At 68.6% G+C, this 23,371-nt stretch carries 21 protein-coding genes; 12 read left to right on the top strand and 9 right to left on the bottom strand.

What is annotated here, in order from left to right; genetic code table 11:
- Positions 1–31: 31 nt before the first annotated feature.
- Genes OCQ_RS04485 through OCQ_RS04505 form a run of 5 tightly spaced genes read right to left on the bottom strand, consistent with a single transcriptional unit; the run spans position 32 to position 5,543 of the window.
- Positions 32–1,603 (bottom strand): phytoene desaturase family protein, encoded by a 1,572-nt coding sequence (locus tag OCQ_RS04485; RefSeq protein WP_008253897.1) that lies wholly within the window; start codon positions 1,601–1,603, stop codon positions 32–34.
- Positions 1,604–1,629: 26 nt separating this feature from the next.
- Complete coding sequence (locus OCQ_RS04490) at positions 1,630–1,893, bottom strand: DUF2630 family protein (RefSeq protein ID WP_008253898.1); 264 nt, start codon at positions 1,891–1,893, stop codon at positions 1,630–1,632.
- A 53-nt stretch (positions 1,894–1,946) separates the two neighbouring features.
- The gene (locus OCQ_RS04495; protein WP_008253899.1) at positions 1,947–3,284 is read right to left on the bottom strand and encodes a sensor histidine kinase; all 1,338 of its coding nucleotides are present in this window, start codon (positions 3,282–3,284) and stop codon (positions 1,947–1,949) included.
- 15 nt (positions 3,285–3,299) lie between these two features.
- Entirely contained in the window at positions 3,300–4,010 is a 711-nt protein-coding gene (gene prrA, locus OCQ_RS04500; protein ID WP_008253900.1) for a two-component system response regulator PrrA, read from the bottom strand.
- Between the two features lie 51 nt (positions 4,011–4,061).
- Positions 4,062–5,543 carry an acetyl-coenzyme A carboxylase carboxyl transferase subunits beta/alpha gene (locus tag OCQ_RS04505; RefSeq protein WP_014383896.1) on the bottom strand — a complete coding sequence of 494 codons (1,482 nt, stop codon included), beginning with the start codon at positions 5,541–5,543 and terminating at the stop codon, positions 4,062–4,064.
- A gap of 27 nt (positions 5,544–5,570) precedes the next feature.
- Between OCQ_RS04505 and OCQ_RS04510 the strand changes: the two genes are divergently transcribed.
- From OCQ_RS04510 to OCQ_RS04545, 8 genes are all read left to right on the top strand, one after another.
- The gene (locus tag OCQ_RS04510) at positions 5,571–6,302 is read left to right on the top strand and encodes an enoyl-CoA hydratase (protein WP_014383897.1); all 732 of its coding nucleotides are present in this window, start codon (positions 5,571–5,573) and stop codon (positions 6,300–6,302) included.
- A 6-nt stretch (positions 6,303–6,308) separates the two neighbouring features.
- The gene (locus OCQ_RS04515; protein WP_009957318.1) at positions 6,309–7,418 is read left to right on the top strand and encodes an MBL fold metallo-hydrolase; all 1,110 of its coding nucleotides are present in this window, start codon (positions 6,309–6,311) and stop codon (positions 7,416–7,418) included.
- Positions 7,419–7,456: 38 nt separating this feature from the next.
- On the top strand, positions 7,457–9,034 hold the full coding sequence (locus OCQ_RS04520) for a serine hydrolase (protein WP_014383898.1): 1,578 nt from the start codon (positions 7,457–7,459) through the stop codon (positions 9,032–9,034).
- Positions 9,031–11,418, top strand: a complete 2,388-nt coding sequence (locus OCQ_RS04525) for a cation-translocating P-type ATPase (RefSeq protein WP_014383899.1) — start codon at positions 9,031–9,033, stop codon at positions 11,416–11,418. Before OCQ_RS04520 ends, OCQ_RS04525 begins: the two co-directional genes overlap by 4 nt.
- Before the next feature lie 65 nt (positions 11,419–11,483).
- Complete coding sequence (locus OCQ_RS04530) at positions 11,484–11,672, top strand: antitoxin (protein ID WP_008253910.1); 189 nt, start codon at positions 11,484–11,486, stop codon at positions 11,670–11,672.
- 3 nt (positions 11,673–11,675) lie between these two features.
- Positions 11,676–12,137: a type II toxin-antitoxin system Rv0910 family toxin gene (locus tag OCQ_RS04535; protein ID WP_008253911.1), complete on the top strand. Its 462-nt coding sequence runs from the start codon at positions 11,676–11,678 to the stop codon at positions 12,135–12,137.
- Positions 12,138–12,221: 84 nt separating this feature from the next.
- Positions 12,222–12,992: a VOC family protein gene (locus tag OCQ_RS04540; RefSeq protein ID WP_008253913.1), complete on the top strand. Its 771-nt coding sequence runs from the start codon at positions 12,222–12,224 to the stop codon at positions 12,990–12,992.
- Between the two features lie 73 nt (positions 12,993–13,065).
- Complete coding sequence (locus tag OCQ_RS04545; protein WP_008253914.1) at positions 13,066–13,500, top strand: hypothetical protein; 435 nt, start codon at positions 13,066–13,068, stop codon at positions 13,498–13,500.
- Between the two features lie 4 nt (positions 13,501–13,504).
- Here the strand turns inward: OCQ_RS04545 and OCQ_RS04550 are convergent, their stop codons facing one another.
- From OCQ_RS04550 to OCQ_RS04560, 3 genes are read right to left on the bottom strand one after another with little or no spacing between them, the layout of a single operon-like run.
- Positions 13,505–13,993, bottom strand: coding sequence for a VOC family protein (locus tag OCQ_RS04550; RefSeq protein ID WP_008253915.1), 489 nt, complete (start codon positions 13,991–13,993; stop codon positions 13,505–13,507).
- Positions 13,993–15,519: a carotenoid oxygenase family protein gene (locus tag OCQ_RS04555; RefSeq protein WP_014381862.1), complete on the bottom strand. Its 1,527-nt coding sequence runs from the start codon at positions 15,517–15,519 to the stop codon at positions 13,993–13,995. The genes OCQ_RS04550 and OCQ_RS04555 overlap by 1 nt, the downstream gene beginning before the upstream one ends.
- 1 nt (position 15,520) lies before the next feature.
- Positions 15,521–16,741: an acetyl-CoA acetyltransferase gene (locus OCQ_RS04560; RefSeq protein ID WP_009957327.1), complete on the bottom strand. Its 1,221-nt coding sequence runs from the start codon at positions 16,739–16,741 to the stop codon at positions 15,521–15,523.
- Positions 16,742–17,600: 859 nt separating this feature from the next.
- Here OCQ_RS04560 and OCQ_RS04565 point away from each other — a divergent pair.
- Both OCQ_RS04565 and OCQ_RS04570 read left to right on the top strand, forming a co-directional pair.
- The gene (locus tag OCQ_RS04565; protein WP_014381863.1) at positions 17,601–19,130 is read left to right on the top strand and encodes a DUF4185 domain-containing protein; all 1,530 of its coding nucleotides are present in this window, start codon (positions 17,601–17,603) and stop codon (positions 19,128–19,130) included.
- 48 nt (positions 19,131–19,178) lie between these two features.
- Positions 19,179–19,559, top strand: a complete 381-nt coding sequence (locus OCQ_RS04570) for a hypothetical protein (protein ID WP_026071406.1) — start codon at positions 19,179–19,181, stop codon at positions 19,557–19,559.
- 45 nt (positions 19,560–19,604) lie between these two features.
- On the opposite strand, the gene OCQ_RS27260 is transcribed toward OCQ_RS04570, so the two are convergent.
- Entirely contained in the window at positions 19,605–19,820 is a 216-nt protein-coding gene (locus OCQ_RS27260; protein WP_080587915.1) for a hypothetical protein, read from the bottom strand.
- An 889-nt stretch (positions 19,821–20,709) separates the two neighbouring features.
- On the opposite strand from OCQ_RS27260, the gene OCQ_RS04575 reads away from it, so the two are divergent.
- Together OCQ_RS04575 and OCQ_RS04580 are read left to right on the top strand one after the other, a co-directional pair.
- A complete protein-coding gene (locus OCQ_RS04575; RefSeq protein WP_020188652.1) occupies positions 20,710–21,939 on the top strand; it encodes a PPE family protein in 1,230 nt (409 codons plus the stop codon).
- Between the two features lie 35 nt (positions 21,940–21,974).
- Positions 21,975–23,351, top strand: a complete 1,377-nt coding sequence (locus tag OCQ_RS04580) for a PPE family protein (RefSeq protein ID WP_041784808.1) — start codon at positions 21,975–21,977, stop codon at positions 23,349–23,351.
- Positions 23,352–23,371 lie beyond the last annotated feature (20 nt).

Below are 23,371 nucleotides of genomic sequence, written 5' to 3' on the forward strand. Positions count from 1 at the left end.
CAGACGCAGAATCGCCTGCGGGCGGCGGGATTTACGCGATTCTCTGCCTGGTCGCGAGGGAGGCGAGCACTGCCATCGCCGCGTTGTGCCCGCCGATGCCCGACACCGCCCCACCGCGGCGAGCGCCCGAGCCGCACAACATGATTCGTTCGTGAGCGGTGGCCACGCCCCACTGCCTCGCCGGGGTGTCCAGCGGATCGTCGTCATCGGCGAACGGCCACGACAGCCCGCCGTGGAAAATGTTGCCGCCGCTCATGCCGAGGGTGCGCTCGAGATCTGATGTGGTCGTCGTCTCGATGCACGGGCGCCCCTGCGCATCGTGCAGCAGCAGTTCTTGAATCGGTTCGGCCAGAACAGCATTCAGCGATCCCAGCACCTTGTCGGTGAGCCGATCGCGCAGCGCGTCCGGGTCGGCGTCGCCGAACAGCGCGTGCGGGGTGTGCAGGCCGAACACCGTCATCGTCTGGGCGCCCGAGCGGCGCTGGTCATCGGACAGGATGCTGGGATCGGTCAGGGAGTGGCAATACGCTTCGCACGGCAGGGGATTCGGCGGTTGCCCCGCGGCCGCCTGGGTATAGGCCGTATCCAGTTGCGTCCAGGTCTCGTTGACGTGGAACGTGCCGGCGAAGGCCTGGTCGGGTGTGACGCCCCGGTCGCGTAGGCGGGGCAGGCGCCGCAGCACCATGTTCACCTTGACCTGCGCGCCGCCGTCCGCCGGTGGCGGTTCGTCGCCGAGCAGCCCGGCCAGCACGGTGGGCGTGACGCCGGCGAGGACGAACCGGGCCCGGACCCGGCGCTCATGGCCGCCGCTGCGATAGCGCACTTCGCCGCTCGGGTCGAGCGCGTAAACCTCTGCGCCGCTGATAATTTCGGCACCGTGGCCGACGGCGGCCGCGGCCAGGGCGGTGGTCAGCGCGCCCATCCCGCCGATCGGGACGTCCCAGTCCCCGGTGCCGCCGCCGAGCACGTGGTACAGGAAGCAGACGTTCTGCGTCAACGACTCATCGTCGAGGCGCGCGAAGGTGCCGATGAGGGCGTCCGTGGCCATCACCCCGCGAACCAGGTCGTTGCCCACCGCGTCGGTGATGGCCTCGCCGACCGGTTCCTCGATCAGGGCTTCCCAGGCGGCCGCCGCGCGGCGGTCGTTGCTTTCCAGTACGTGGCGGCGGGCCTGCTCGCGGCTGCGCAGCGGTTCGAGCAGCGTCGGCCACAGCCGCTCGGTCACCAGCCGGCAGCGCTGGTAGAAGTCCGCGAAGCCCTGGGCGTCGTCGGCCGCGCCGATGGCGGCGAAGGTGTTACCGGGCGCCCCGATCAGCAGCCCGCTGCGGCCGCCGGTGGCGGGGTCGGGCGTGTACGACGAATAGGGACGCCGGGCCAGCCGAATCCCGGCGCCCAGGTCCTCGACGATGCGGCTCGGTAGCAGGCTGACCAGATAGGAGTAGCGCGACAGCCGGACGCCGACCCCGTCGAAGGGTTGCGCCGAGATCGCGGCCCCGCCGGTCTGTTCCAGCCGTTCCAGCAGGCGCACCCGCAGGCCGGCCCGCGCGAGGTAGGCCGCCGCGACGAGGCCGTTGTGCCCGCCCCCGACGACGGCGACGTCCACCGCGTCGTCGGCGTCCGCGTGGCCGCTCAGCTCAGGTAGCCCTCGACCTCGTCGGGCGGCCGCACCTCCGCCTCGCGCGGGTCGCCGCCGCTCTCGCGGAGCGCCCGGCGCTGCCGCAGCAGATCCCAGCACTGGTCGAGTTCGATCTCCATGCGCCGAAGGCGGTCATGTTCCTCCGACGTGTCGATGTCACCGCGCTGCAGTTGGGCCCGCAGCGCTTTTTCTTCGGCGACCAGTTCGCGGATGTGTGCCAGGGTGTCGTTGTCGGTGGGTTTGCTGCCGTTGGCCATCGCTCCAGTCTGCCCGACTCGGGAGGGGGCGGATAGCCGCCGACGGCCCGCGGCTAACTGGGTCCGGGTAGTCGCAGCACCAGCCGCGCACCGCCCAGCGGGCTGCTTTCCAGCTCGGCAGTCCCGCCGTGCAGCTCGGCCTGCTGGGCTACCAAGGCCAATCCCAGGCCCGACCCGGAATGCGAGGCCGTCGATCCGCGGGAGAACCGCGCGAACACCACCTGGCGCTCGTCCTCCGGGACGCCGCGCCCGTTGTCGTCGATGGCGATCTCCACGCCGGCGCGGGAGCTGACCGCCGACAGCTCGACGCGGGTGGCGCCGCCATGCTTGACGGCATTGGCGATCGCGTTGTCGACCGCGAGGCGCAACCCGGCCGGCAGCCCGACGATGATGCAGGTGGGCGAGGGCACCAGTGAGACGTCGACCCCGGGGTAGACGCGGGTGGCGTCGTGGGCGGCGCGGTCGAGCAGCTCGGTGATGTCGACCGGCACGTGATCGTCGGACGTCGACAGCTCGCCCTGGGCCAGGCGCTCGAGGGCGGTCAGCGTGGCCTCGATGCGCGACTGCGTGCGGATGACGTCGCCCAGCACCTCTTTGCGTTGTTCGTCCGGCATGTCCAGGGTGGAGAGCACTTCGAGGTTGGTGCGCATCGCGGTCAGGGGGGTGCGCAGCTCGTGCGAGGACACGGCGGCGAAGTCGCGCGCAGACGCGAGCGCATCCTTGGTCCGGTCCTGCTCGGTCCAGATGCGCTGCAGCATGCCCCGCATGGCCTCGGCGATCTCGACCGCCTCGGTGGCACCGCGCACCGCCACTTGCGGCCGTTCGTCGGCGTCGATCGAACGGGCTTGCTGGGCCAGGCGTTTGAACGGCCGCACCGCGAAAGCCGCCAGGAGCCAAGCGAACACCGCCGCCGCGCCGATCGACAGCGCACAGATCAGGATCACCCGGCGATGCAGGTTGTTGGTCTGGGCGATCGTGTCGTAGTACGTCGCGCCCACTGCCACCGTCGCCGGCTGCGGCGTGGCGACCTCCAAGGTTCGGACGCGATAGCGCACCCCGTTGATGTAGGTGTCTGCATACCCCACCTCCAGCGGCGGCAGTGTGACGTCCGAGTTGGACTTGACCTGGCCGTCGCGCCGGACGGTGATCACGGTGTCCTGGTCGTGGGGTGCGCGCGGGATGTCGTCGAGGCCCCGGGGCAGGAAGGGGATGGCGAAACCGGCCGCCTCGTCCAGGCGGCGGTCCAGCCGCTCCTTCCAGGCGCTGGTGATGCCGAACCACACGACCGCCCCCGCGATCACCACCACGATCGCGGTGCCGATCGCCGTCGCGACCGCGACCCGGGCCCGTAGCGACGGCGTACGGGTCAGGATCCGGGACAGGAAGTTCATGGCCGCTCGACCGGGTTACTGCATGCGCAGCACGAATCCCACTCCGCGCACGGTGTGCAGCAGCCGGGGCCCGCCGTGGGCCTCGAGCTTGCGGCGCAGGTATCCGATGAAGACGTCGACGACGTTGGTGTCGGCGGCAAAGTCATAGCCCCATACCAGCTCGAGTAGCTGCGCACGGGACAGGACCGCGGTCTTGTGTTCGGCCAGCACCGCCAGCAGGTCGAATTCCCGCTTGGTCAGGTCGACGTCGACGCCGTTGACGCGAGCCCGCCGGCCGGGGATGTCGACTTCCAGCGGTCCCACCGTGATGGTCTCCGACGAGGAGGTGGCGGTGGCGCCGCGGCGGCGCAGCAGCGCTTTGACCCGCGCGACCAGCTCGGCCAGCACGAACGGTTTGACCAGGTAATCGTCGGCGCCGGCCTCCAGGCCCGCCACCCGGTCGTCGACCGAGCTGCGGGCGGAGAGCACGCAGACCGGGACGTCGTTGTCCATGGCGCGCAGCGCGGTGACGACGCTGACCCCGTCCAGCACCGGCATGTTGATGTCGAGCACGATCGCGTCCGGCCGCGTTTCGGTGGCGCTGCGCAACGCCTCGGCGCCGTCGACCGCGGTCGACACCTCGAACCCGGACAGGCGCAGGCCACGTTCCAGCGACGCGAGCACATCGGAGTCGTCGTCGACGACCAAGACCCGAGGTGAGCTAGCTCCTGTGTCCATGCCGCCCATCTTGCCTGATTGCCGCCTATGGATGCGGGAGGCACCACCGTCGCGAGCGTTTCAGGGCAGACCGATGTTGCGGTAGCGCTGCAGCCGGGCGGCCAGCCGCTCGGAGGCGGGTATCCCGCGCAACGCCTGCACCTCGGCGGCGATGGCGCGTGAGAGTCGCCGCGAGAACTCGACGGGCTCGTCGGCGGCATCGGGATGTTCCGCGACGACGACGTCGACGATCCCGGACGCCAACAGGTCGGTCGACCGGATGCCTTGTGCGGCGGCAAGTTCGGCGGCGTGATCGGTGTCGCGGAAGACGATCGCGCTCGCGCCTTCCGGCGGTAGCGGCGCCAGCCAGCCGTGCAGCGCGGCCAACACCCGATCGGCCGGCACCATCGCCAGCGCCGGCCCGCCGCTGCCCTGGCCCAGCAGCACGGAGACCGTCGGGGTGTCCAGGGTCACCAGCTCGGCCAGGCACTGGGCGATCTGCCCGGCGAGCCCGCCCTGTTCGGCGTCGGCCGACAGCGCCGGTCCCGCCGTGTCGATCACCAGCACCAGCGGCAGGCGCAACTCGGCGGCCAGCGCCATGCCGCGCCGGACCTCGCGCAACGACGCGGGGCCCACGGTGCTCGCCCGGCCGCCCGCTATCCGCCGCTGGCCGAGCACCACCACCGGCTGACCGGCGAATCGGGCCAGCGCCAGCAGCGTCGTCGCCGCCTCTCCCCGGCCGGTCCCCGACAACAGCACCTGGTCGGTTGCGCCGTGCCGCAACAGAAGTCCGACGCCCGGCCGGTCCGGACGCCGCGATGCCACCACCGAATCCCACGCCGCGACGTCGGGTGTCGGTTCGGGTGGTGGCGGCGTGGGCAGCGGCCCGGGCGGGTCGGCGATGACGGTCATCGCTCGGTCCAGCGTCGGGCGCAGCTCGTCGAGCGGGATGACGTCGTCGATCACGCCGTGCCGCTGCAGGTTCTCCGCGGTCTGCACGCCCTCGGGGAACGGTTCGCCGTAGAGCAGCTGGTACACGCGAGGTCCGAGGAAGCCGATCAACGCGCCCGGTTCGGCGAGCGTGACGTGGCCCAGCGAGCCCCACGACGCGAAGACCCCACCGGTGGTCGGATTGCGCAGATAGACCAGGTAGGGCAGGTGAGCCCGGGTGTGCAGCCGGACGGCCGCGGCGATCTTCACCATCTGCAGGAACGCGACCGTGCCCTCTTGCATGCGGGTGCCGCCGGAGCTCGGCGAGGCCAGTAGCGGCAGCCCCTCGGCGGTCGCCCGCTGCACCGCCGCGGTGATCCGTTCGGCGGCGGCCACCCCGATCGAGCCACCCAGAAAGCCGAATTCGCAGACCACCACCGCGACCCGGCGCCCGAAGATGCGCCCTTCGCCGGTCAGCACGGATTCGTCCAGGCCCGTCGCGGCGCGGGCATCGGCCAGCTCTCGCGCATAGGCGGCGCTGGCCGGCACGGCGAGCGGCTCGCTGTCCCAGCGGATGAAGGAATTCTCGTCCAGGACCGCGTCGCGTAGTTGACCAGCCGTGATACGACTCACGTGACGAGGCTATATAGGGTGGCTGCCATGATCGGTGTCAGCCAGGCCGAAGCGGTTTTGACCATCGAGTTGCAGCGCCCCGAGCGCCGCAACGCCTTGAATTCCCAGCTCGTCGAGGAGCTGCGCGAGGCGGTGCTGAAGGCGGGCGACGGCTCCACCCGGGCGATCGTGCTGACCGGGCAGGGCACGGTGTTCTGCGCCGGCGCGGACCTGAGCGGTGACGCATTCGCCGCCGACTATCCCGACCGCCTCATCGAGCTGCACAGGGTCTTGGACGCCACCCTCATCCCGGTGATCGGCGCCATCAACGGCCCGGCCATCGGCGCGGGCCTGCAGCTGGCCATGCAATGCGATCTCCGGGTCGTCGCGCCGGACGCCTTCTTCCAATTCCCCACATCGAAATACGGTCTGGCCCTTGACAACTGGAGCATCCGGCGCCTGGCTTCACTGGTCGGTCACGGCCGGGCCCGCGCGATGCTGCTGGCCGCCGAAAAGCTGACGGCGGACGTGGCCCTGCAGACCGGGATGGCCAACCGCATCGGGATGCTGTCCGACGCCCAGGCCTGGGCCGCCGAGATCGCCGGCCTGGCCCCGCTGGCGATCCAGCACGCCAAGCGGGTGCTCAACGACGACGGCGCCATCGAGGAGGCCGGCCCGGTGCACAAGGAGCTTTTCGACAAGGCGTGGGGCAGCCAGGACGTCATCGAGGCCCAGGTCGCGCGTATCGAGAAGCGGCCACCGAAGTTCCAGGGGGCCTGACGAGCCATGCGGGGGACGCTACGGCTGATCGCCGGCACGGCGTCGCTGGCGGGCGGGGGTTGGCTGCTGCGCGCGCTGCACGGCGCGCCGGACGCCCTCGGCGCCCACCCCGCATCGATCGCCGCGGCGACCGCGGGGTCCCCGAACTGTCGCGACGGCGTCTTCGTCAACCTCGAGCCCGCCTCGGAAACCAAGATGGACCGCGAGCAACTGCGGCTCATCGCGTGGGAGCTGGTCGGCAACCGGGGTGGAAGCCGGCCGCGCGGGCCGATCCCGCTGACGGCCCCCGGGGTCTTCCGCGCGGATCCCAGCGGGCTGGCCGTCAGCTGGTTCGGCCACTCCACGGCGCTGGTGGAAATCGACGGCTACCGGGTGCTCACCGATCCGGTGTGGAGCGACCGGTGTTCGCCGTCGGACGTCGTCGGGCCGCAGCGGCTGCACCCGCCGCCGATTCAACTCGAGGGGTTGCCCGCCGTCGACGCGGTGGTGATCAGCCACGATCACTACGACCACCTCGACATCGACACGATTCGGGCGTTGGCCCGCACGCAGCGGTCCCCGTTCTTCGTTCCGCTCGGTGTCGGCGCCCACCTGCGCAGGTGGGGGATACCCGAGCACCGCATCGTCGAGCTCGATTGGCACCAGAGCGCGACGGTCGACGAGCTCACCGTGGTGTGCGTGCCGGCGCGGCATTTTTCGGGGCGCTTCCTGGATCGCAACACGACGCTGTGGGCGTCGTGGGTCTTTCGCGGGCCGACCCATCGCGCGTACTTCGGCGGCGACACCGGGTACACGAAGAGCTTCGCCCAGATCGGCGCCGACCACGGACCGTTCGACCTGACCCTGCTGCCCATCGGGGCCTACAACACGGCGTGGCCCGACGTGCACATGAACCCCGAGGAGGCGCTGCGGGCGCACCTGGACGTCACCGACGGGGGGCTGTTGGTGCCGATCCACTGGGGCACCTTCCGGTTGGCCCCGCACCCGTGGGCCGAACCGGTCGAGCGGCTGCTCGCCGCCGCGGAGCCCGAGCAGGTGAACGTGGCGGTTCCGGTGCCGGGCCAGCGCATTGATCTCGCGGCCCCGGTGAAATCGAACCCGTGGTGGCAGCTCTGATTCCGGAGTCCGGCAACCCCACCGCGTTAGAGTGCGCCATGACCAAACGCGCGGTCGCTGCCATCTCGGTGCTGCTCGGATTGACGGGATGCGGCTCCGCGCAGCCGACCGCCGGGGCCCCGTCCACACTGTCTGACGTCCCGCCCAACCAAGTGGCCGGCGTGGCGATTCCTGCCGGCCGCATCGACGATGCCGTCGCCAAGATCGACGGCCTGGTCGGCGACCTGATGAAGAACACCGGCGTGCCGGGAATGGCGGTCGCCGTTGTCCACGGCGGGAAAGTGTTGTACGCCAAGGGCTTCGGTGTCAAGGATGTGAGCAAGGGCGACGGGCAAGGCAACAAGGTGGACGCCGACACCGTCTTCCAGCTGGCCTCGGTGTCCAAATCGGTTGGCGCGACGGTGATCGCGCACGAGGTCAGCGATCACGTCGTCGCCTGGGACACCCCAGTGGCCGCAAAGTTGCCCTGGTTCACGCTCGGCGATCCCTATGTCAGCAGCCATGTGACCGTCGCCGACGTGTATTCGCATCGCTCCGGGCTGCCCGATCACGCGGGCGACAAACTCGAAGACCTGGGCTACGACCGTCGTCAGACCCTCGAGCGGCTCAGGTATCTGCCGCTGGCACCCTTCCGGATCAGCTACGCCTACACCAACTATGGGATCACCGCCGGCGCGGAGGCCGTGGCGGCCGCGGCCGGCAAGTCATGGGAGGACCTGTCCGACGAGGTGCTCTACCGCCCCCTGGGAATGACGTCGACGAGTTCGCGCTTCGCCGACTTCATCGCCCGGCCCAACCGTGCGGTCAACCACATCAAGGTCGCCGACAAGTGGGAGGCCCGCTTCCAGCGTGACCCCGATCCCCAGTCACCCGCGGGCGGCGTGAGTTCCTCGGTGAACGACATGGCGCGCTGGCTGATGATGGTGCTGGGCAACGGAACGTACAACGGCCGGCGGATCGCCTCGCCGGAAGCCCTGCTGCCCGCCACCAGCCCGCAGATGGTGTCGGCGCCCGCGACGAACCCCAAGGCGCGCACGGGATTCTACGGATACGGCTTCAACGCGTCGGTCGACTCCTCGGGCCGCACCGAGTACAGCCATTCCGGCGCTTTCGATTTGGGGGCGGCGACGAACTTCGTGGCGATGCCGTCGGAGGACTTGGGCATCATCGCGCTGACCAACGGTGCGCCCTACGGCATCCCGGAAACGCTGACCGCCGAATTCATGGACCTCGTCCAGTACGGCCAGATCCGCGAGGATTGGGGCCCCTTGTACAAGAAGGCGATCGGCTGGCTGAACGATCCGGTGGGCTCGCTGGTCGGCAAGCAACCCCCCGCCAACGCCGCCCCGGCCAAGCCGCTCGGCGACTACACCGGCGTGTACGCCAGCGACTACTGGGGCCCGGCCATCGTGACCGAACACGACGGCGCCCTGCAATTGGCGATGGGCCCGAAAAACCGGACGGTCACCCTCACCCACTGGGACGGCGACACCTTCGCGTTCCCATTGACCGACGAAAACGCACCGCCCGGAACGATTTCCAAAGCTGTGTTCTCCGGCAACACCCTCAACCTGGAGTACTACGACTCGGAGAAGCTGGGGACCTTCGCCCGATGAGCCTATCGCTGATCCACGGCCTGACCGATGCCGAGGTGGCCCAGCGCGTTGCCGACGGCCAGAGCAACGCGGTACGGAAACGCGCGACGCGCAGCATCACCGATATCGTCCGGGCCAACGTGTTCACCCGGATCAACGCGATCCTGGGGGTGTTGCTGCTGATCGTGCTGTCGACGGGTTCGCTGATCAACGGGATGTTCGGCCTGCTGATCATCGCCAACAGCGTCGTCGGCATGGTTCAGGAGATCCGGGCCAAGCAGACACTGGACAAGCTCGCGATCGTCGGGCAAGCAAAACCATTGGTGCGCAGGCAATCCGGGACGCGGGCGGTGCCGCCCGAGGAGGTGGTGCTCGACGACATCATCGAGCTGGGGCCCGGTGATCAGGTCGTCGTCGACGGAGAGGTCGTCGAAGAGGCGAACCTGGAAGTCGACGAGTCGCTGCTGACCGGTGAGGCCGACCCGATCTCCAAGGCCGTCGGCGGCGCGGTGATGTCGGGCAGTTTCGTCGTCGCGGGCGCCGGCGCCTACCGGGCCACCAAGGTCGGGCCGGACGCCTACGCGGCCAAGCTCGCCGAGGAGGCCAGCAAGTTCACCCTGGTGAAATCCGAACTGCGCAACGGCATCAACCGCATCCTGCAGTTCATCACCTACCTGTTGGTGCCCGCCGGCCTGCTGACGATCTACACCCAGCTGTTCACCACGCACGCGGGCTGGCGGGAGTCCGTGCTGCGGACGGTGGGCGCGCTGGTGCCGATGGTGCCCGAAGGGCTCGTCCTGCTGACATCGGTCGCGTTCGCTGTCGGGGTGGTCCGGCTCGGTCAGCGCCGCTGCCTGGTGCAGGAGCTTCCCGCCATCGAGGGACTCGCGCGGGTCGACGTGGTCTGCGCGGACAAGACGGGCACCCTGACCGAAAGCGGCATGCGGGTCGCGCGGGTCGACGAGCTCGACGATGCCGAGGATCGGGATCGGATCGCCGACGTGCTGGCCGCGTTGGCCGCCGCCGACCCGCGGCCCAACGGCAGCATGCGGGCGATCGCCGAGACCTATCACGAGCCCCCCGGCTGGACCGCCACGGCGACAGCACCTTTCAAGTCGGCCACCAAATGGAGCGGCGTGTCCTTCGAAGGCCACGGCAACTGGGTGATGGGGGCGCCCGACGTGTTGCTCGAGCCTGCGTCCGCGGCGGCTGGACAGGCGGAGCGGATCGGGGCGCAAGGGCTGCGGGTGCTGCTTGTAGGCGCCGGGGAGGTGGCCGTCGACCACCCGAATGCACCCGGGCATGTCATCCCCGTCGCACTGGTGGTCCTCGAACAGAAGGTCCGCCCGGACGCGCGGGAGACGCTGGATTACTTTGCCGATCAGGGTGTTGTGGTCAAAGTGTTGTCCGGGGACAATGCCGTCTCGGTCGGCGCCGTCGCCGACAAGCTCGGGCTGCACGGCGAGACGATGGATGCGCGCCAACTATCCTCAGACCCGGTGCAATTGGCTGACGCGCTGGACACCCATACCACGTTCGGCCGGGTGCGGCCGGATCAGAAGCGCGCCGTTGTGCACGCCCTGCAATCGCACGGACACACCGTCGCGATGACCGGTGATGGCGTCAACGACGTGCTGGCCCTCAAGGACGCCGATATCGGTGTCGCGATGGGGGCCGGCAGCCCGGCTTCCCGTGCCGTCGCACAGATCGTCCTGCTGGACAACAGGTTTGCCACGCTACCGTACGTGGTCGGCGAGGGCCGACGCGTGATCGGCAACATCGAGCGGGTCGCCAACCTGTTCCTGACCAAGACGGTGTACTCGGTGCTGCTGGCGTTGTTGGTGGGCATCGAATGCCTGTTTTCCAAAGCGTTGAAAGCCGATCCGTTGCTGTATCCGTTCCAGCCGATCCACGTCACCATCGCGGCGTGGTTCACCATCGGAATACCGTCGTTCATCCTGTCCCTGGCGCCCAACATCGAGCGCGCCGAGCCCGGTTTCGTGCGCCGGGTGCTGAGCTCGGCGCTGCCGTCCGGGCTGATCGTCGGCACCGCGACCTTCGCGTCGTACCTGGCCGCCTACCCTGGCCGGCACGCCGGCTTCCAGCAACAGGATCAGGCGTCGACCGCGGCCCTGATCACCTTGCTCATGACGGCCCTGTGGGTGCTCGCGGTGGTCGCACGGCCCTACCAGTGGTGGCGGGTGGCGCTCGTAATCGTCTCGGGCCTGGCGTATGTGGTGATCTTCAGCCTCCCCCTGGCCCGCAAGCAGTTCCTGCTGGATCCGTCCAATGTCACGGTGACCGCGACCGCGCTGGGGATCGGTCTGCTGGGCGTAGCCGCGGTCGAGGCCATGTGGTGGATCCGCGCCAGGATGCTGGGCGTGCAGCCGCGGCTGTGGCGCTGAGCACAGCGAACTCGGCGCCGGCCGGTTTCACCGGGCAAGTACGATGCCGGAAAAAGGGAGGGCACATGGGATTCCTGGACAAGGCCAAGGATCTGTTGTGGCAGAACGCCGACAAGGTCGAGACGGCCATCGACAAGGCAGGCGAGTTCGTCGACGAAAAGACGCAGGGCAAATACTCCGACACCATTCACCAGGTGCAGGAGCAGGCGAAGAAGGCGGCCGGCGCCGCGGACACGGGCGACCAGCAGAACTGAGCCATGGCCAAGCTTTCCGGATCCATCGATGTCCCGCTGCCGCCCGAGGTGGCCTGGCAGCACGCCTCCGACCTGTCCCGGTACAAGGATTGGCTGACCATCCACCGGGTGTGGCGCAGCGCATTGCCCGACGAGATCGAGAAGGGCTCGGTCGTCGAGTCGATTGTCGAGGTCAAGGGCATGCCCAACCGGATCAAATGGACGGTCGTGCGCTACAAGCCACCCGAGGGCATGACGCTCAACGGCGACGGAGTCGGCGGGGTCAAGGTCAAGCTGATGGCCAAGATCCAGCCCAAAGGGGACGGCTCCCTCGTCAGTTTCGACGTGCACCTCGGTGGCCCCGCACTGTTCGGCCCCATCGGCATGATCGTCGCCGCCGCACTGCGCGGCGATATCGACCAGTCGCTGGAGAACTTCGTGACGGTGTTCACCCGGCCCGATCCGAGCAGCAACGGGCATCGCTGATCGCCCGCCGATGAGTTTTCGCCTCGGGCGCGGTCGATAGTGTGAACCCCCTTTCTTCCGGGGACACATCATCAGGAGGTCACCATGCCTATTCGTGACAGCGCCCCGCTGGGCGCCCCATGCTGGATCGATCTGACCACGTCCGACGTCGCCCGCGCCCAGGATTTCTACGGCACGGTCTTCGGCTGGACGTTCGAATCCGCCGGGCCCGAGTACGGCGGATATGTCAACGCAGCCAAGGGCGGCCACCCCGTCGCCGGGATCATGGCCAACCGGGCCGGGGCCGAGGCGCCGGACCGCTGGGTTACCTATTTCCACACCGCCGACATCCAGACCACGCTGGCCGCGGTGACCGGGGCGGGCGGTTCGGTCTGCATGGCGATGGAGGTGCCCGCCAAGGGCCATATGGGCCTGGCGACCGACCCCGCCGGCGCGACGTTCGGTTTGTGGCAGCCGCTGCAGCACCGCGGTTTCGAGATCATCGGAGCGGCCGGCGCCCCCGTCTGGCATCAGCTGACCACCCGCGACTACGGTGCGGCCCTCGACTTCTACCGCGACGTCCTCGGCTGGCGTACCGAATCCGAGTCCGATACCGACGAATTCCGCTACACCACAGCGTGGTTCGGCGACGAGCAATTGCTCGGCGTGATGGACGGCGCCTCGCTGCTACCCGAGGCCGTCCCGTCGAACTGGGTGACCTTCTTCGGCGCCGAGGACGTCGACAAGACCCTGCGAGTGATCGTCGACAATGGCGGCGCTGTGGTGCGCGACGCCGAGGACACCCCGTATGGACGGCTGGCCGCCGCGACCGATCCGACGGGCGCCCCGTTCAACCTGTCATCGCTGCAGGCCTAGCCGACGAGCGCCGCCACGCTAGGACGACGCTCGGTGCCGCGGACCGGCGGCGGAGTCGGTTAACCTCGCTACCATGACTCGCCGACTGCGCCCCGGTTGGCTGGTGGCGTTTTTCGCCGTGGTGGTTTCGGCCAGCGCGTGGCTGCCGTGGCTGAGGACGGCGGTCAACGGCGGGGGCTGGGCCAACGCCATCGGAGGCGCCCACGGCAACTTGGAACTGCCCCCGGGGTTCGGCGCCGGCCAGCTCATCGTGCTGCTGGCCTCGACCCTGCTGGTGGCCGGCGCAATGATGGGCCGAGGATTGTCGGTGAAGCTCGCTTCGGTTGCGGCGCTGCTGATTTCGCTGTTGATCGTGGCGCTGACGGTGTGGTACTACAAGCTCAACGTCAACCCGCCGGTGTCGGCCGAATACGGCCTCTACGTCGGTGCGGGCGGCGCGGTGTGCGCCGCAGCGTGCTCGATCGTGGCGGTGATCTCGGCGTTGGCCTCGGGACGGCCGCGGCGCTGAGCCCTCACGCCGACGGGAACTCGTGCTTCCCCGAAGCGGCGCTGGTGTCGGGCTCGTTGACGCCGAACACGAAGGGCGCGAATACGATCTCGCGCCCGTCGGGATCCCGATAGGTGATCGCGCCCGTGGCCGCCCAGTACGGGTGCTGGTCGACGGGTTCGACGCCCGCGTCGTGCAGGCGCGCGAGTGCGGCTCGTTGTGCTTGGGGGTTCGGAAAATAAAGACAGAGCTGTTCATGGGGGTCCACCGCGACGTCGTCGGCGGCCTGCACGATCTCCATGGTGAGGTTCCAGCTGGGGAGCCCGAAGATCGCGCCGTTGCTGCCGTAGCTGTCCTCGAACGTCTCGTAGAGCGGCAGGCCGACGAGGTCGCGGTAGAACCGCACCGTTTCCGCGAAGTGCGAGGAGCGGCGCGCGAAGCGGATGCCGCCGATGGGGGCCAACTGCGGCGGCCAGTGCGTCGTGCGGTGGTGCTTGTGCTGGTCGGTGCTCATCACAGTCCGATCGCGTCCGCGGCGGACTCGGCGGTGTCCCAGCGGCGCAGCTCGGAGCCGGGCGCCCAGGTCGAGTGGGTGCCGCTGGAAATCCGTTCCGGCAGTGGGAGTTTGCACACCGGCCCGTCGCCGGGGCGGGTGGCGTCGAACACGAGGCAATACGAGGCGTCGGTATTCATATCGGTGGTGAGCGTGATCAGGTAGCCGTCGTCTTCGCCGGTGCCGCCGACGCGCGGTGCCATCGCGGTCTCGCTGCCGTAGACGCCGTCCCCGAACGAGAACCGCTCCTCGGTTCCGGTGCGCAGGTCGTGTTTGACCAGGCCGTCGAACAGGAACCAACCCGGCTTGCCCGTGGCCGCATAGACGTAGCGGTAGTCGGCGGCCGCGTAGCCGGGGTTGATGGTGCCGAACTCGGTGACGGATTCGAAGAGCCGCTCTTCGCGCACCTCGCCGGTGACCAGGTTGAAACGCCACCGGTGCAGGCGTGCCTGCAGGCGATCCAGGGCTAAGAAGCGGAACAGTTTGTCCCACTTGGTTCCACCGGTATCGAGCGGGGACGGGTCGCCTTCGAAGAAGCCGTCGAGCACGATCTCGTCGCCATCCTCGTAGGCGTTGGTGAAGTGCAGCACGAACGTGGGGTCGGCCTCGAACCAGCGAATGTCCTCGGTCCCGCCGCGGCGCGGGATCACCGCGAACCGCGACGGGATGTCGGGGTGGAAGCGCGGCAGGTGCACGTCGTGCTCGAGCAGCTGAGGATCCCAGAACAACGGGAAATCGTTGAGAATGGCGTAGTTTTCGGTGAACGCCATGTCGTGGGGGAGGCGCGGACCGGGCAGCGGGATGTCGACGTAGTGAGTCAGTTCGTTGCGCTCGTCGACGACACCGTAATGCATGTACGGGTCTTGCTTGCTGTAGTTGAAGAACAGCAGTTCACCGGTTGCGTTGTCTACCTTGGGGTGTGCGGACACGCCCCACGCGGTCGGGAAGCGCCCGTTCCAGGACTCCTTGCCGAGCGTGTCACCCGAATACGGGTCGATTCGGTACAGGTCGCCGCACTGGTAGAAACTGCTCAGCGCGACGCCGCGATGCACGATGACGTCGGTGCTCGACGCGTCCTTCATCCGCGTTCGCGCGCCCCAGCCTTGCGGGCCCTGCGCCAGTTGCACGGGCTCGGCCAGCCCCGGCCACAGCGGCCCGCCGGCCTCGTTCTCGGCCAGGAATCCGTCGGTGCGGATAAAACGGTTGCGGTAGAAGGCCTTTCCGTCGCGGAAGCCGACCACGTGCAGCATGCCGTCGCCGTCGAAGGGGTGATAGGTCTTGAACGCGGGGTGCAGCGGGTTCTCGGTGTTGCGCAGATAGACGCCGTCCAGGTCGCCCGGGATCTCACCCTCGACCGCGGCCAGGTCGTCGGCGTCCCACTCGGTGGTCTGGGGACGCCACGGGCCCGTCCGGTAGGGGTGGTCGTCGTCCTCGGGAAGGGTGGACAGGAACTTGCCGACGATCGCTATATCTTTTGGCAAGTCCATCTCAACCGCCTTTGCTGACAACGAAACTCACGGTGGTGGCGGTGCTGCCGCCGAAATTGAGGGTCCCGAAGGTTTGCGCACCGTCGACCTGATAGTCGCCGGCGGCGCCGCTGACCTGCTTGGCCGCGTCGAGCAGCATCCGCACCCCGGAGGCGCCCACCGGATGCCCGCCACCGATCAACCCGCCGCTGGGATTGATCGGCAGCCTCCCCCCGATCTCGATCTCGCCGTTTTCGATCGCCTTCCATGACTCGCCCGGGCCGGTCAACCCGATGTGGTCGATGGCCAAGTACTCGCTGGGAGTGAAGCAGTCGTGCACCTCGAACCCGTCGATGTCGTCGAGGCCGCGCCCCGCCCGGCGCAGCGCGTCGAGCACCGCCGCCCGCACATGCGGCAACACGTAGAGATCGTCGCCGGCACGGTCCAGTTTCTGCTGCAGCCCCAGCCCGACGGTGCGATGACCCCAGCCCTCGATCCGGCCGATCGGGCGCGCGTCGGGGTGGTTGCGCAGGTAGGCGTCGTTGACGAGCACCAATCCCGCGCCGCCGTCGGTCATTTGGCTGCAGTCGAAGCGTCGCAGCCGGCCCTCGGTGATCGGGTTGGCGTCGTCGTCGTCGGTGATGGGATCGGCGACGGTCCACCCGCGGGTCTGGGCGTTGGGGTTGCGGCGGGCGTTGGCGAAGTTGAGCTGGGCGATGGCCCGCAGGTGCGCGTCGTCCAGTCCGTACCGGCGGTCGTACTCGTCGGCCACCCGGGCGAACATGGACGGCCACAGGTAGCGCGCGTCGGCCCCCTCGTGACCGGTCCATGCCGCGGCCCCCAGATGCTGCGCGGCGGTGTCGCCCGGGACCGTTTTCTCGAGCTCGATGCCCACTACCAGCGCGGTGTCGTAGGCGCCCGACCGCAGATCGGCCATCGCCGCCAGCGCCGCCACGCTGCCGGAAGCGCAGGCGGCTTCGTGGCGCGACGCCGGGGTGTCCCAGAGGCCGTCGCAGACCGTGGCGGGCATCGCCCCGAGGTGGCCCTGCCGGGCGAACATCTCGCCGAAGGCGTTGCCGACGTGCACCACTTCGATGCCGGCCGCGTCCAGCTTGGCCGTTGCCAGCGTCGCGTCGACGACCTCGGCGGTCAGCGCGGCGAAGTCGTGGCCTTCCCTGGTGAGGTTGCGAGCAAAATCGCTTTGGTAACCGCCGAGAATCCACACACCGGAGGAGCGATCCATACGCCGACGGTACTCCCGGGCGGGGCGGTTGTTGAGGGCCTATCGGCGGGCCGGCGCGGGTCCCTGGGCGGTCCAAAGAGGGCGGCCCCGTCGGCTCTCGGGCTGAACCGACGGGACCTAGGCGGGCGCGAAGGCCGGCCGACGCACTCGCCTACTGTTGGATCATTGCCCCCCAGCGGTGCCGACAAACATGCGGCCTCAATCTATTTGACGTCTCGTTGATGCCGGGCCGCCGACGGCGCCGGGTCCGGTTAACGTCGATTCACCTTTTCCGGGTGCGCGCGGGGCACTCGGGCAGGCGGTCGGCCGGAAGTCTGAGCTGCGGCGATGTGGTGGGGTTGCGCCGTCGTGCGGCCAGTCCCACCGCGAAGCGGCCACCCCGCATCGTGGCGTCGCGCGAGGCTGCGGTGTAAGCCGATATGCGCACCCGTCGGCCGTTCGTTTTGCGGCCGTCCCAGCAAAGTAGCCGCGACGTCCACCCCCGGCCGGCGACGACCCCGCGGGGGCAGGCGGCCACTTGTGAGGACGCGACCGGCTCTTGGCGACCGGGTGGAAGGCCCGGGGCGGGCTCACCCCCCGGGGCGGGTCGGTCTGCGGTCCATCGTGACATCTTCCGGGTCGATACCTGACCCAGCCAGTGGCAGCGTTGGCAAAATCAGAAACGCCGATTAGCAGCTTACATATTGCTTCCAGCTAATGCCACGCGAGGGAAGTCGGGGCGGCGACTGCCGCGTTGCGACACGGTCACGGATGCATACCTATCGGTTCATCGTTGGTCACATATGCCCCGCAGATCACTATCGTCACATGAGCCAACTACGGACGTCAGCGCGGTGTCCTACCCCTCGAAAGGTGTTACATGTCGGCGATTCTTCGAAGTGTGTCGCTATCGATGGCGTCGGCGGCCGCTGTCGGATTCGTCCTCGTGGTGGGGCCCGCGCCTACCGCCCACGCCACGCCATGCGGTGCCCCCGAGGCAAACGTCGACCCTCCCGCCGCGCAGCCGGCGATGCCCGCGCCTCAGCCGGTCGTGCAGCCGCCGACCGGGCGCAGGCCCAGTCACACGAATGACCAGGCGCCGCTGCCGAGGCTGGGTCCGCTGATCTCCTCGTTGCTCAAGCCGGCGACGCCGGGGCAGCGCTACTCCGCGCCGGTCCATCCGCGAGCCGAGGGGCCGACGCCGGGACCCGGACCCTCCGCGCCGCTGCAACAGCAAGCCGAGGTCCTGCCTCCGGCTCCCAACCCGCCCGCGGTCCCGCAACTGCCGAACGCCAACCCGCTACGGCCGAACGCCGCCCCGGTGCCGCAGCCGCAACCCGAGCCGGGCCCGCCGCCTCCGTCGATCGCGGGCGCTCCGACGTCCCTCGTCGACTGGGTCACCGGGCCGGACGGCCCCAACAAAACGCTGCAACGGTTCGGCATCTCCGGCACCGACCTCGGGATTGCCTGGGACAACGGCGATCCCGTCAACCGCCAGGTGCTGATGGCCTTCGGTGACACCTTCGGCTACTGCAAGGTGCACGGCCAGCAGTGGCGCTACAACACCCTGTTCCGCAGCAACGATCGCGATCTGTCCAAGGGAATCCACATCGCCGACGGCGTGCCGAACGACAAGTATTCCGGCTCGCCGGTGTGGGCGCCCGGGCTCTCCAAACAGGTCGTCAACACCATCCACAAGGCCGCGCACGAGACGGGAATCATTCCGACCGGGGCGATGTCGATGGGCAGAACCCAGTACATGAGCTACATGTCCATCCGCCAGTGGGGCCGTGACGGCGAATGGACAACGAACTATTCGGCGATCGCGCGGTCCAACGACAACGGCCAGAACTGGGGGATCTTCCCCACCACGATCCGCACGGCGTCCGCGGATGCCATTCCGGGAGCCGGGTTTACGCCTGGAAACGAGAACTTCCAGATGGGCGCGTTCTTGAAGGGCAAGGACGGCTACATCTACCAGTTCGGGACGCCGTCGGGTCGCGGCGGCGCGGCCTTCCTCTCGCGGGTTCCACCGAACCAATTGCCGGACCTGACCAAGTACCAATACTGGAACGGCGACGAGGGCGGTCGTTGGGTCCCGAACAATCCGGGTGCGGCGACGCCGATCTTCCCGGCGCCGGTGGGCGAAATGTCGGCCCAGTACAACAGTTACCTCAAGCAATACCTGGTCCTCTACACCGACGGCGGCAGCAACGACGTCATCGCACGGACCGCGCCGGCGCCGCAGGGGCCGTGGAGTCCCCCGCAACCGCTGGTGTCCTCGTTCCAGATGCCCGGCGGCATCTATGCGCCGATGATCCATCCCTGGTCGTCGGGACGGGACCTGTACTTCAACCTGTCGCTGTGGTCGGCGTACGACGTGATGCTGATGCACACCGTGTTGCCGTAGGAAACGTCGCCGTCGAAGATACGATGGTCTGGTGAGAGGAGGGCGATGATGATCGCCTTGGAGTATCACGACAACTGTTGCGGTCTTGCTGATCCGCTCACTCCTCTCGCCGCGGCCGCGTTACCCGACGACGTGCCTGTCTCATCGGCGGGCGAACTGCGGGAGAGCGGTGACGGCGCGGACGATCACACGGTGTTCGATGGGCACCGCCCGGATTATTGGACCGTGGGCAGGCCGGGGCTCCGAGACATCGAGGTGTGCATCGAGAGCGCCCGCGCGGACGGCGCCATCAGTCTGGGCCTGGTGGTCAACGGTTTGGATTGCAGCGGGCTCCCGATTGACCAGGCGCTTTCGCTCGCAGACGCCCGGGGGGATGCGGGCGTCTGCGGCGTTAGCTGCCGGGGAGGCGGACACCTCAAGGCCAGTTAGTCAGCGGCTGAGGGAATTTCGCGGGGCGAGGTCACGCGGTATCGGCTACGGAGGCAGCGGAATCCACCGCTTGCCATCCGTTGTCCATCCGCACGGCAGGTAGTTCCAGTGCGCCGGCGGATTGGGATCGAAACTCAGGCACTTCGGTGCGTAGAACGAAGGGGCGGGAGGAGGCGGTGGCGGCTGGTCCTCAGCGTGTGCGATCGCCCCGCTGAGCATTAAAGCCCCAACGGCCATCTGTGTGGCGACTAGCTTCCGCATCGCAGGCCCGGCAAGTGCTATGCCCCAACGAAGCGACGGTCGCTACGTTTCTTCCCTTACGCGCACGGTATCGATGGTAGTCCGCATTCCTGCGCTTTGTGGGACTTGATTGCATTTGCTCTGGGCTTTTCGGGGTGCCGCTCTGGTGGGGGTCGTGAGCGGGTTTGCGCAGGTGCGGACGCGCGCCGACCTGCCGGTATGGCGTGAACGCAAACTGGACACGGCCTGACCGGAATAAGTACGATCGTGGTCTGTCATTTATCTGATATGCAAGCAGGAGCACCGCGATGAGATATGTCGATGAGGGTTCGCCGTCATCGACGGCGGTGAGCGCTTGTCCAATCGCCCCGCGCAGTTTTACCCCCTTGGCCGGCCGCCCGCTCGGGCGGATGCGGCTGTGCCTCGCCTCGGTCGCCCGTGAGCAAACACGCCAAGACAGCTGGCGCGCAATTGAAATCATCGCCAATACGCACAACCGCCGCGTCGAGTCCTATCTGCAGCGTCGGCGGCACCGCCCGTGGCGCAACCGGGGTTCCTAGCCTTCGGCTTTGACCGTCATGTCGACGACGGTTGGCGTCGCTTCGTCACGCCGATGATGCGCACACCGGTGTCCAGCTAGCAAGTTCACACCGCGGCAACGTATCTGGTCGCGGCATCGGTACTAGGCATGTCAGCTCTGCCGTGGGATGCATGTTCCCGTCGTTGAATCAGTCCGCGCTACAACGCTAACGGGACATCGCCGGGGCCGCAGCGGATAACCGCTCTCACGATCCGGCCGAGTCGCGCGTCTATAGGGCGCGGTTACAGAAGTTCATCAAATCATTCAGGCGATGCAGCGGTCGACTCACGTCGCCCTCGGGCGTCCCGCAACGAGTTATGAGGTATAGCAATGGATTTCGGAGTGATGCCGCCGGAGGTCAACTCCGGTCGAATGTACTCTGGCCCCGGGGCGGGGCCGATGCTGGCCGCCGCCGCGGCCTGGGAAGCGCTGGCAGCTCAGTTGCACGCCGCCGCAGCGTCTTACGAGTCGGTGATCTCGAACCTGACCGCCGGGTGGCGCGGTCCTTCATCGAGCATGATGGCCGCCGCGGCGGCGCCGTATGCGGCATGGATGAGTGCGACCGCCGCCCAGGCCGAGCAGACCGCCAGCCAGGCGAGGGCGGCGGTGGTCGCGTACGAGGCGGCGTTCCTCGCGACGGTGCCGCCACCGGTCATCGCGGCCAATCGGGCGCAGTTGATGGCGCTGATCGCGACCAATTTTCTGGGTCAGAACACCCCGGCGATCATGGCCACCGAGGCCCAGTACGCCGAGATGTGGGCCCAGGATGCCGCGGCGATGTACGGCTACGCCGGTGCCTCGGCGGCCGCCGCGCAGGTGACGCCATTCGCCCCGCCGCCGCGTAGCACCAATCCGGCCGGGACCGCGGGACAGGCCGCCGCCGTCGCGCAGGCCACCGGCGGCTCGGTCGCGACGAACACGGAATCGGCTCTCCCGCAACTGATGTCGTCCGTACCGCAATCGTTGCAGACCCTGACAACGCCTGCCGCCGCCGCCGATCCACCATCGCTGCTGTCAGCATTCGACTCGGCGCTCACGGGCCCGTTGGGTCCGGTGTCATTGTTCGGCATCGGCGGCAGCCCGTATCTGCTGGGCGTCGAAAACTACCTGGTGCCCCAAAACGTGGCGAATGTGAACAGTGCCCGGCAAAGGCTGGACCGGGACCGGTCGGCGCTGGGGCGGTTGGGTGGCGAGGTCAATTCGGGGACGCAAATGGTGAGCTCGCCGAGAGCCGCTGGAACCGGAATGTCGCCGGGCATCGGTCGTGCCGGCGTCGTCGGGCGCTTGTCGGTGCCGCCGGGATGGGCGGCGGCCGCCCCGGAGATCCGGTCGGTCGCCACGGTGATTCCACAAACCGCTTTTGCCGGCGCTCCTTCGGCCCTCGCGGCCGAAGGAGAGGGATCGCTGTTCTCCAGCATGGCCGCGTCGGGTCTGGTCGGGCGCGCCATGGCCGCCACCGGCGGTGGCTCCGCGCGGGCATCGGGCATCGGCGCCGGTTTCGGGCGCGCCGCGACCACGGCCACGATCATCGTCATCAACGCGGACGACCCGCAGGAATAGCACGGACTACTTATCGCGAAGAACAAGGAGTGACAATGGATTTCGGAGCATTTCCGCCGGAGATCAACTCTGGTCGAATGTACGCCGGTGAAGGCGCAGGCTCAATGTTGGCCGCGGCGTCGGCATGGGATGGGTTGGCCGCCCAACTGCACTCTGCGGCGACGTCGTATGAGTCGGTGATCTCGAACTTGACCAGCGGTTGGCAGGGGCCGTCCTCGCTGACCATGGCCGGTGCGGCCGCGCCGTATGCGGCGTGGATGAGCACGACCGCCGCTCAAGCCGAACAGGCCGCCTCTCGAGCCAGAGCGGCCGCGGCGGCGTACGAGGCCGCGTTCACCGCGACGGTGCCCCCGGTGGCGATCGCGGAGAACCGCGGCCGGCTGGCGTCGCTGGTGGCGACGAACCTTCTCGGGCAGAACACCGCCGCCATCGCGGCCACCGAGGCGGAGTACGCACAGATGTGGGCGCAAGACGCCGCCGCGATGTACGGCTACGCCGGATCTTCGGCGATCGCTGCGCAATTGGAGCCCTTCAACGCGCCACCGCAAACCACCAACCCAGCGGGAGGAGCCGGCCAATCGGGCGCGGTCGCCCAAGCCGCCGGTACGGCGCCCGCCAACGCGCAGTCGGCCTTGGCGCAGCTGATGTCGTCGACCCCGCGAACGCTGCAAAGCTTCGCGTCGCCTTCCGCATTGCCGGCGGCCGATCCGTCGTCATTGGCGACATGGTTGAACAACCTGAATTCCACGCCGTTGGCGAAGATCGCCGCGAACATCGAGTTCGTCACCAAAGGCATCCGCCCGGTCAACGACACGTTGCTGAGCCTCAGTTTGGGCCTGGTGGCAACGGCACGGACGTGGGGTGACACCGCCGTCGAACTCGAAGGGCCGCTGTTCGCTTCGCTGGGTTCGAGCACCCCGGCCGCAGGAGCCGTTGGCGCGTCTGCGGTGACCGCAGGTCTCGGCAATGCGGGTCTGGCGGGGGCGTTGTCGGTACCGCCGAGCTGGGCCGTGGCCAGTCCCGCGGCCAAGCTGGCCGCCACCGTGTTGGAGTACACCAGCGCGGGTGCCGCGCCGACGGTCGCGGCCGGCGCCGGTGCCCTCGGTCAGATGGGCCTGGCGGGCCTGGCCGGAGGAGCGCTGGGCGGTGCGGTGCCCCGCGCGGTCGCCGCAAGCCCCACCCGGGGATTGGGCCGCCGCTCGTCGGACAACGACGACAAGACCCCGGACAAACTGAAGACGGTCCTGGCGGAACTGCAGGAGGCGCCGGAGTCTGTTCAGCACTGGCACACCGACAAGGCGCACCTGGAAAGCCTTTTGGATCAGCTGTCGAAGAAGCCGGGTGTCCACGCGGTGCACTTGTCCTCGGCCGACAAGTCCAAGGTCACACCGCCACGGGCAACGTGGGGCTAGTGAGAAGGGGCCTAACTCAC

The sequence above is a fragment of the Mycobacterium paraintracellulare genome (genome assembly GCF_000276825.1).
Lineage (GTDB): Bacteria > Actinomycetota > Actinomycetes > Mycobacteriales > Mycobacteriaceae > Mycobacterium > Mycobacterium intracellulare.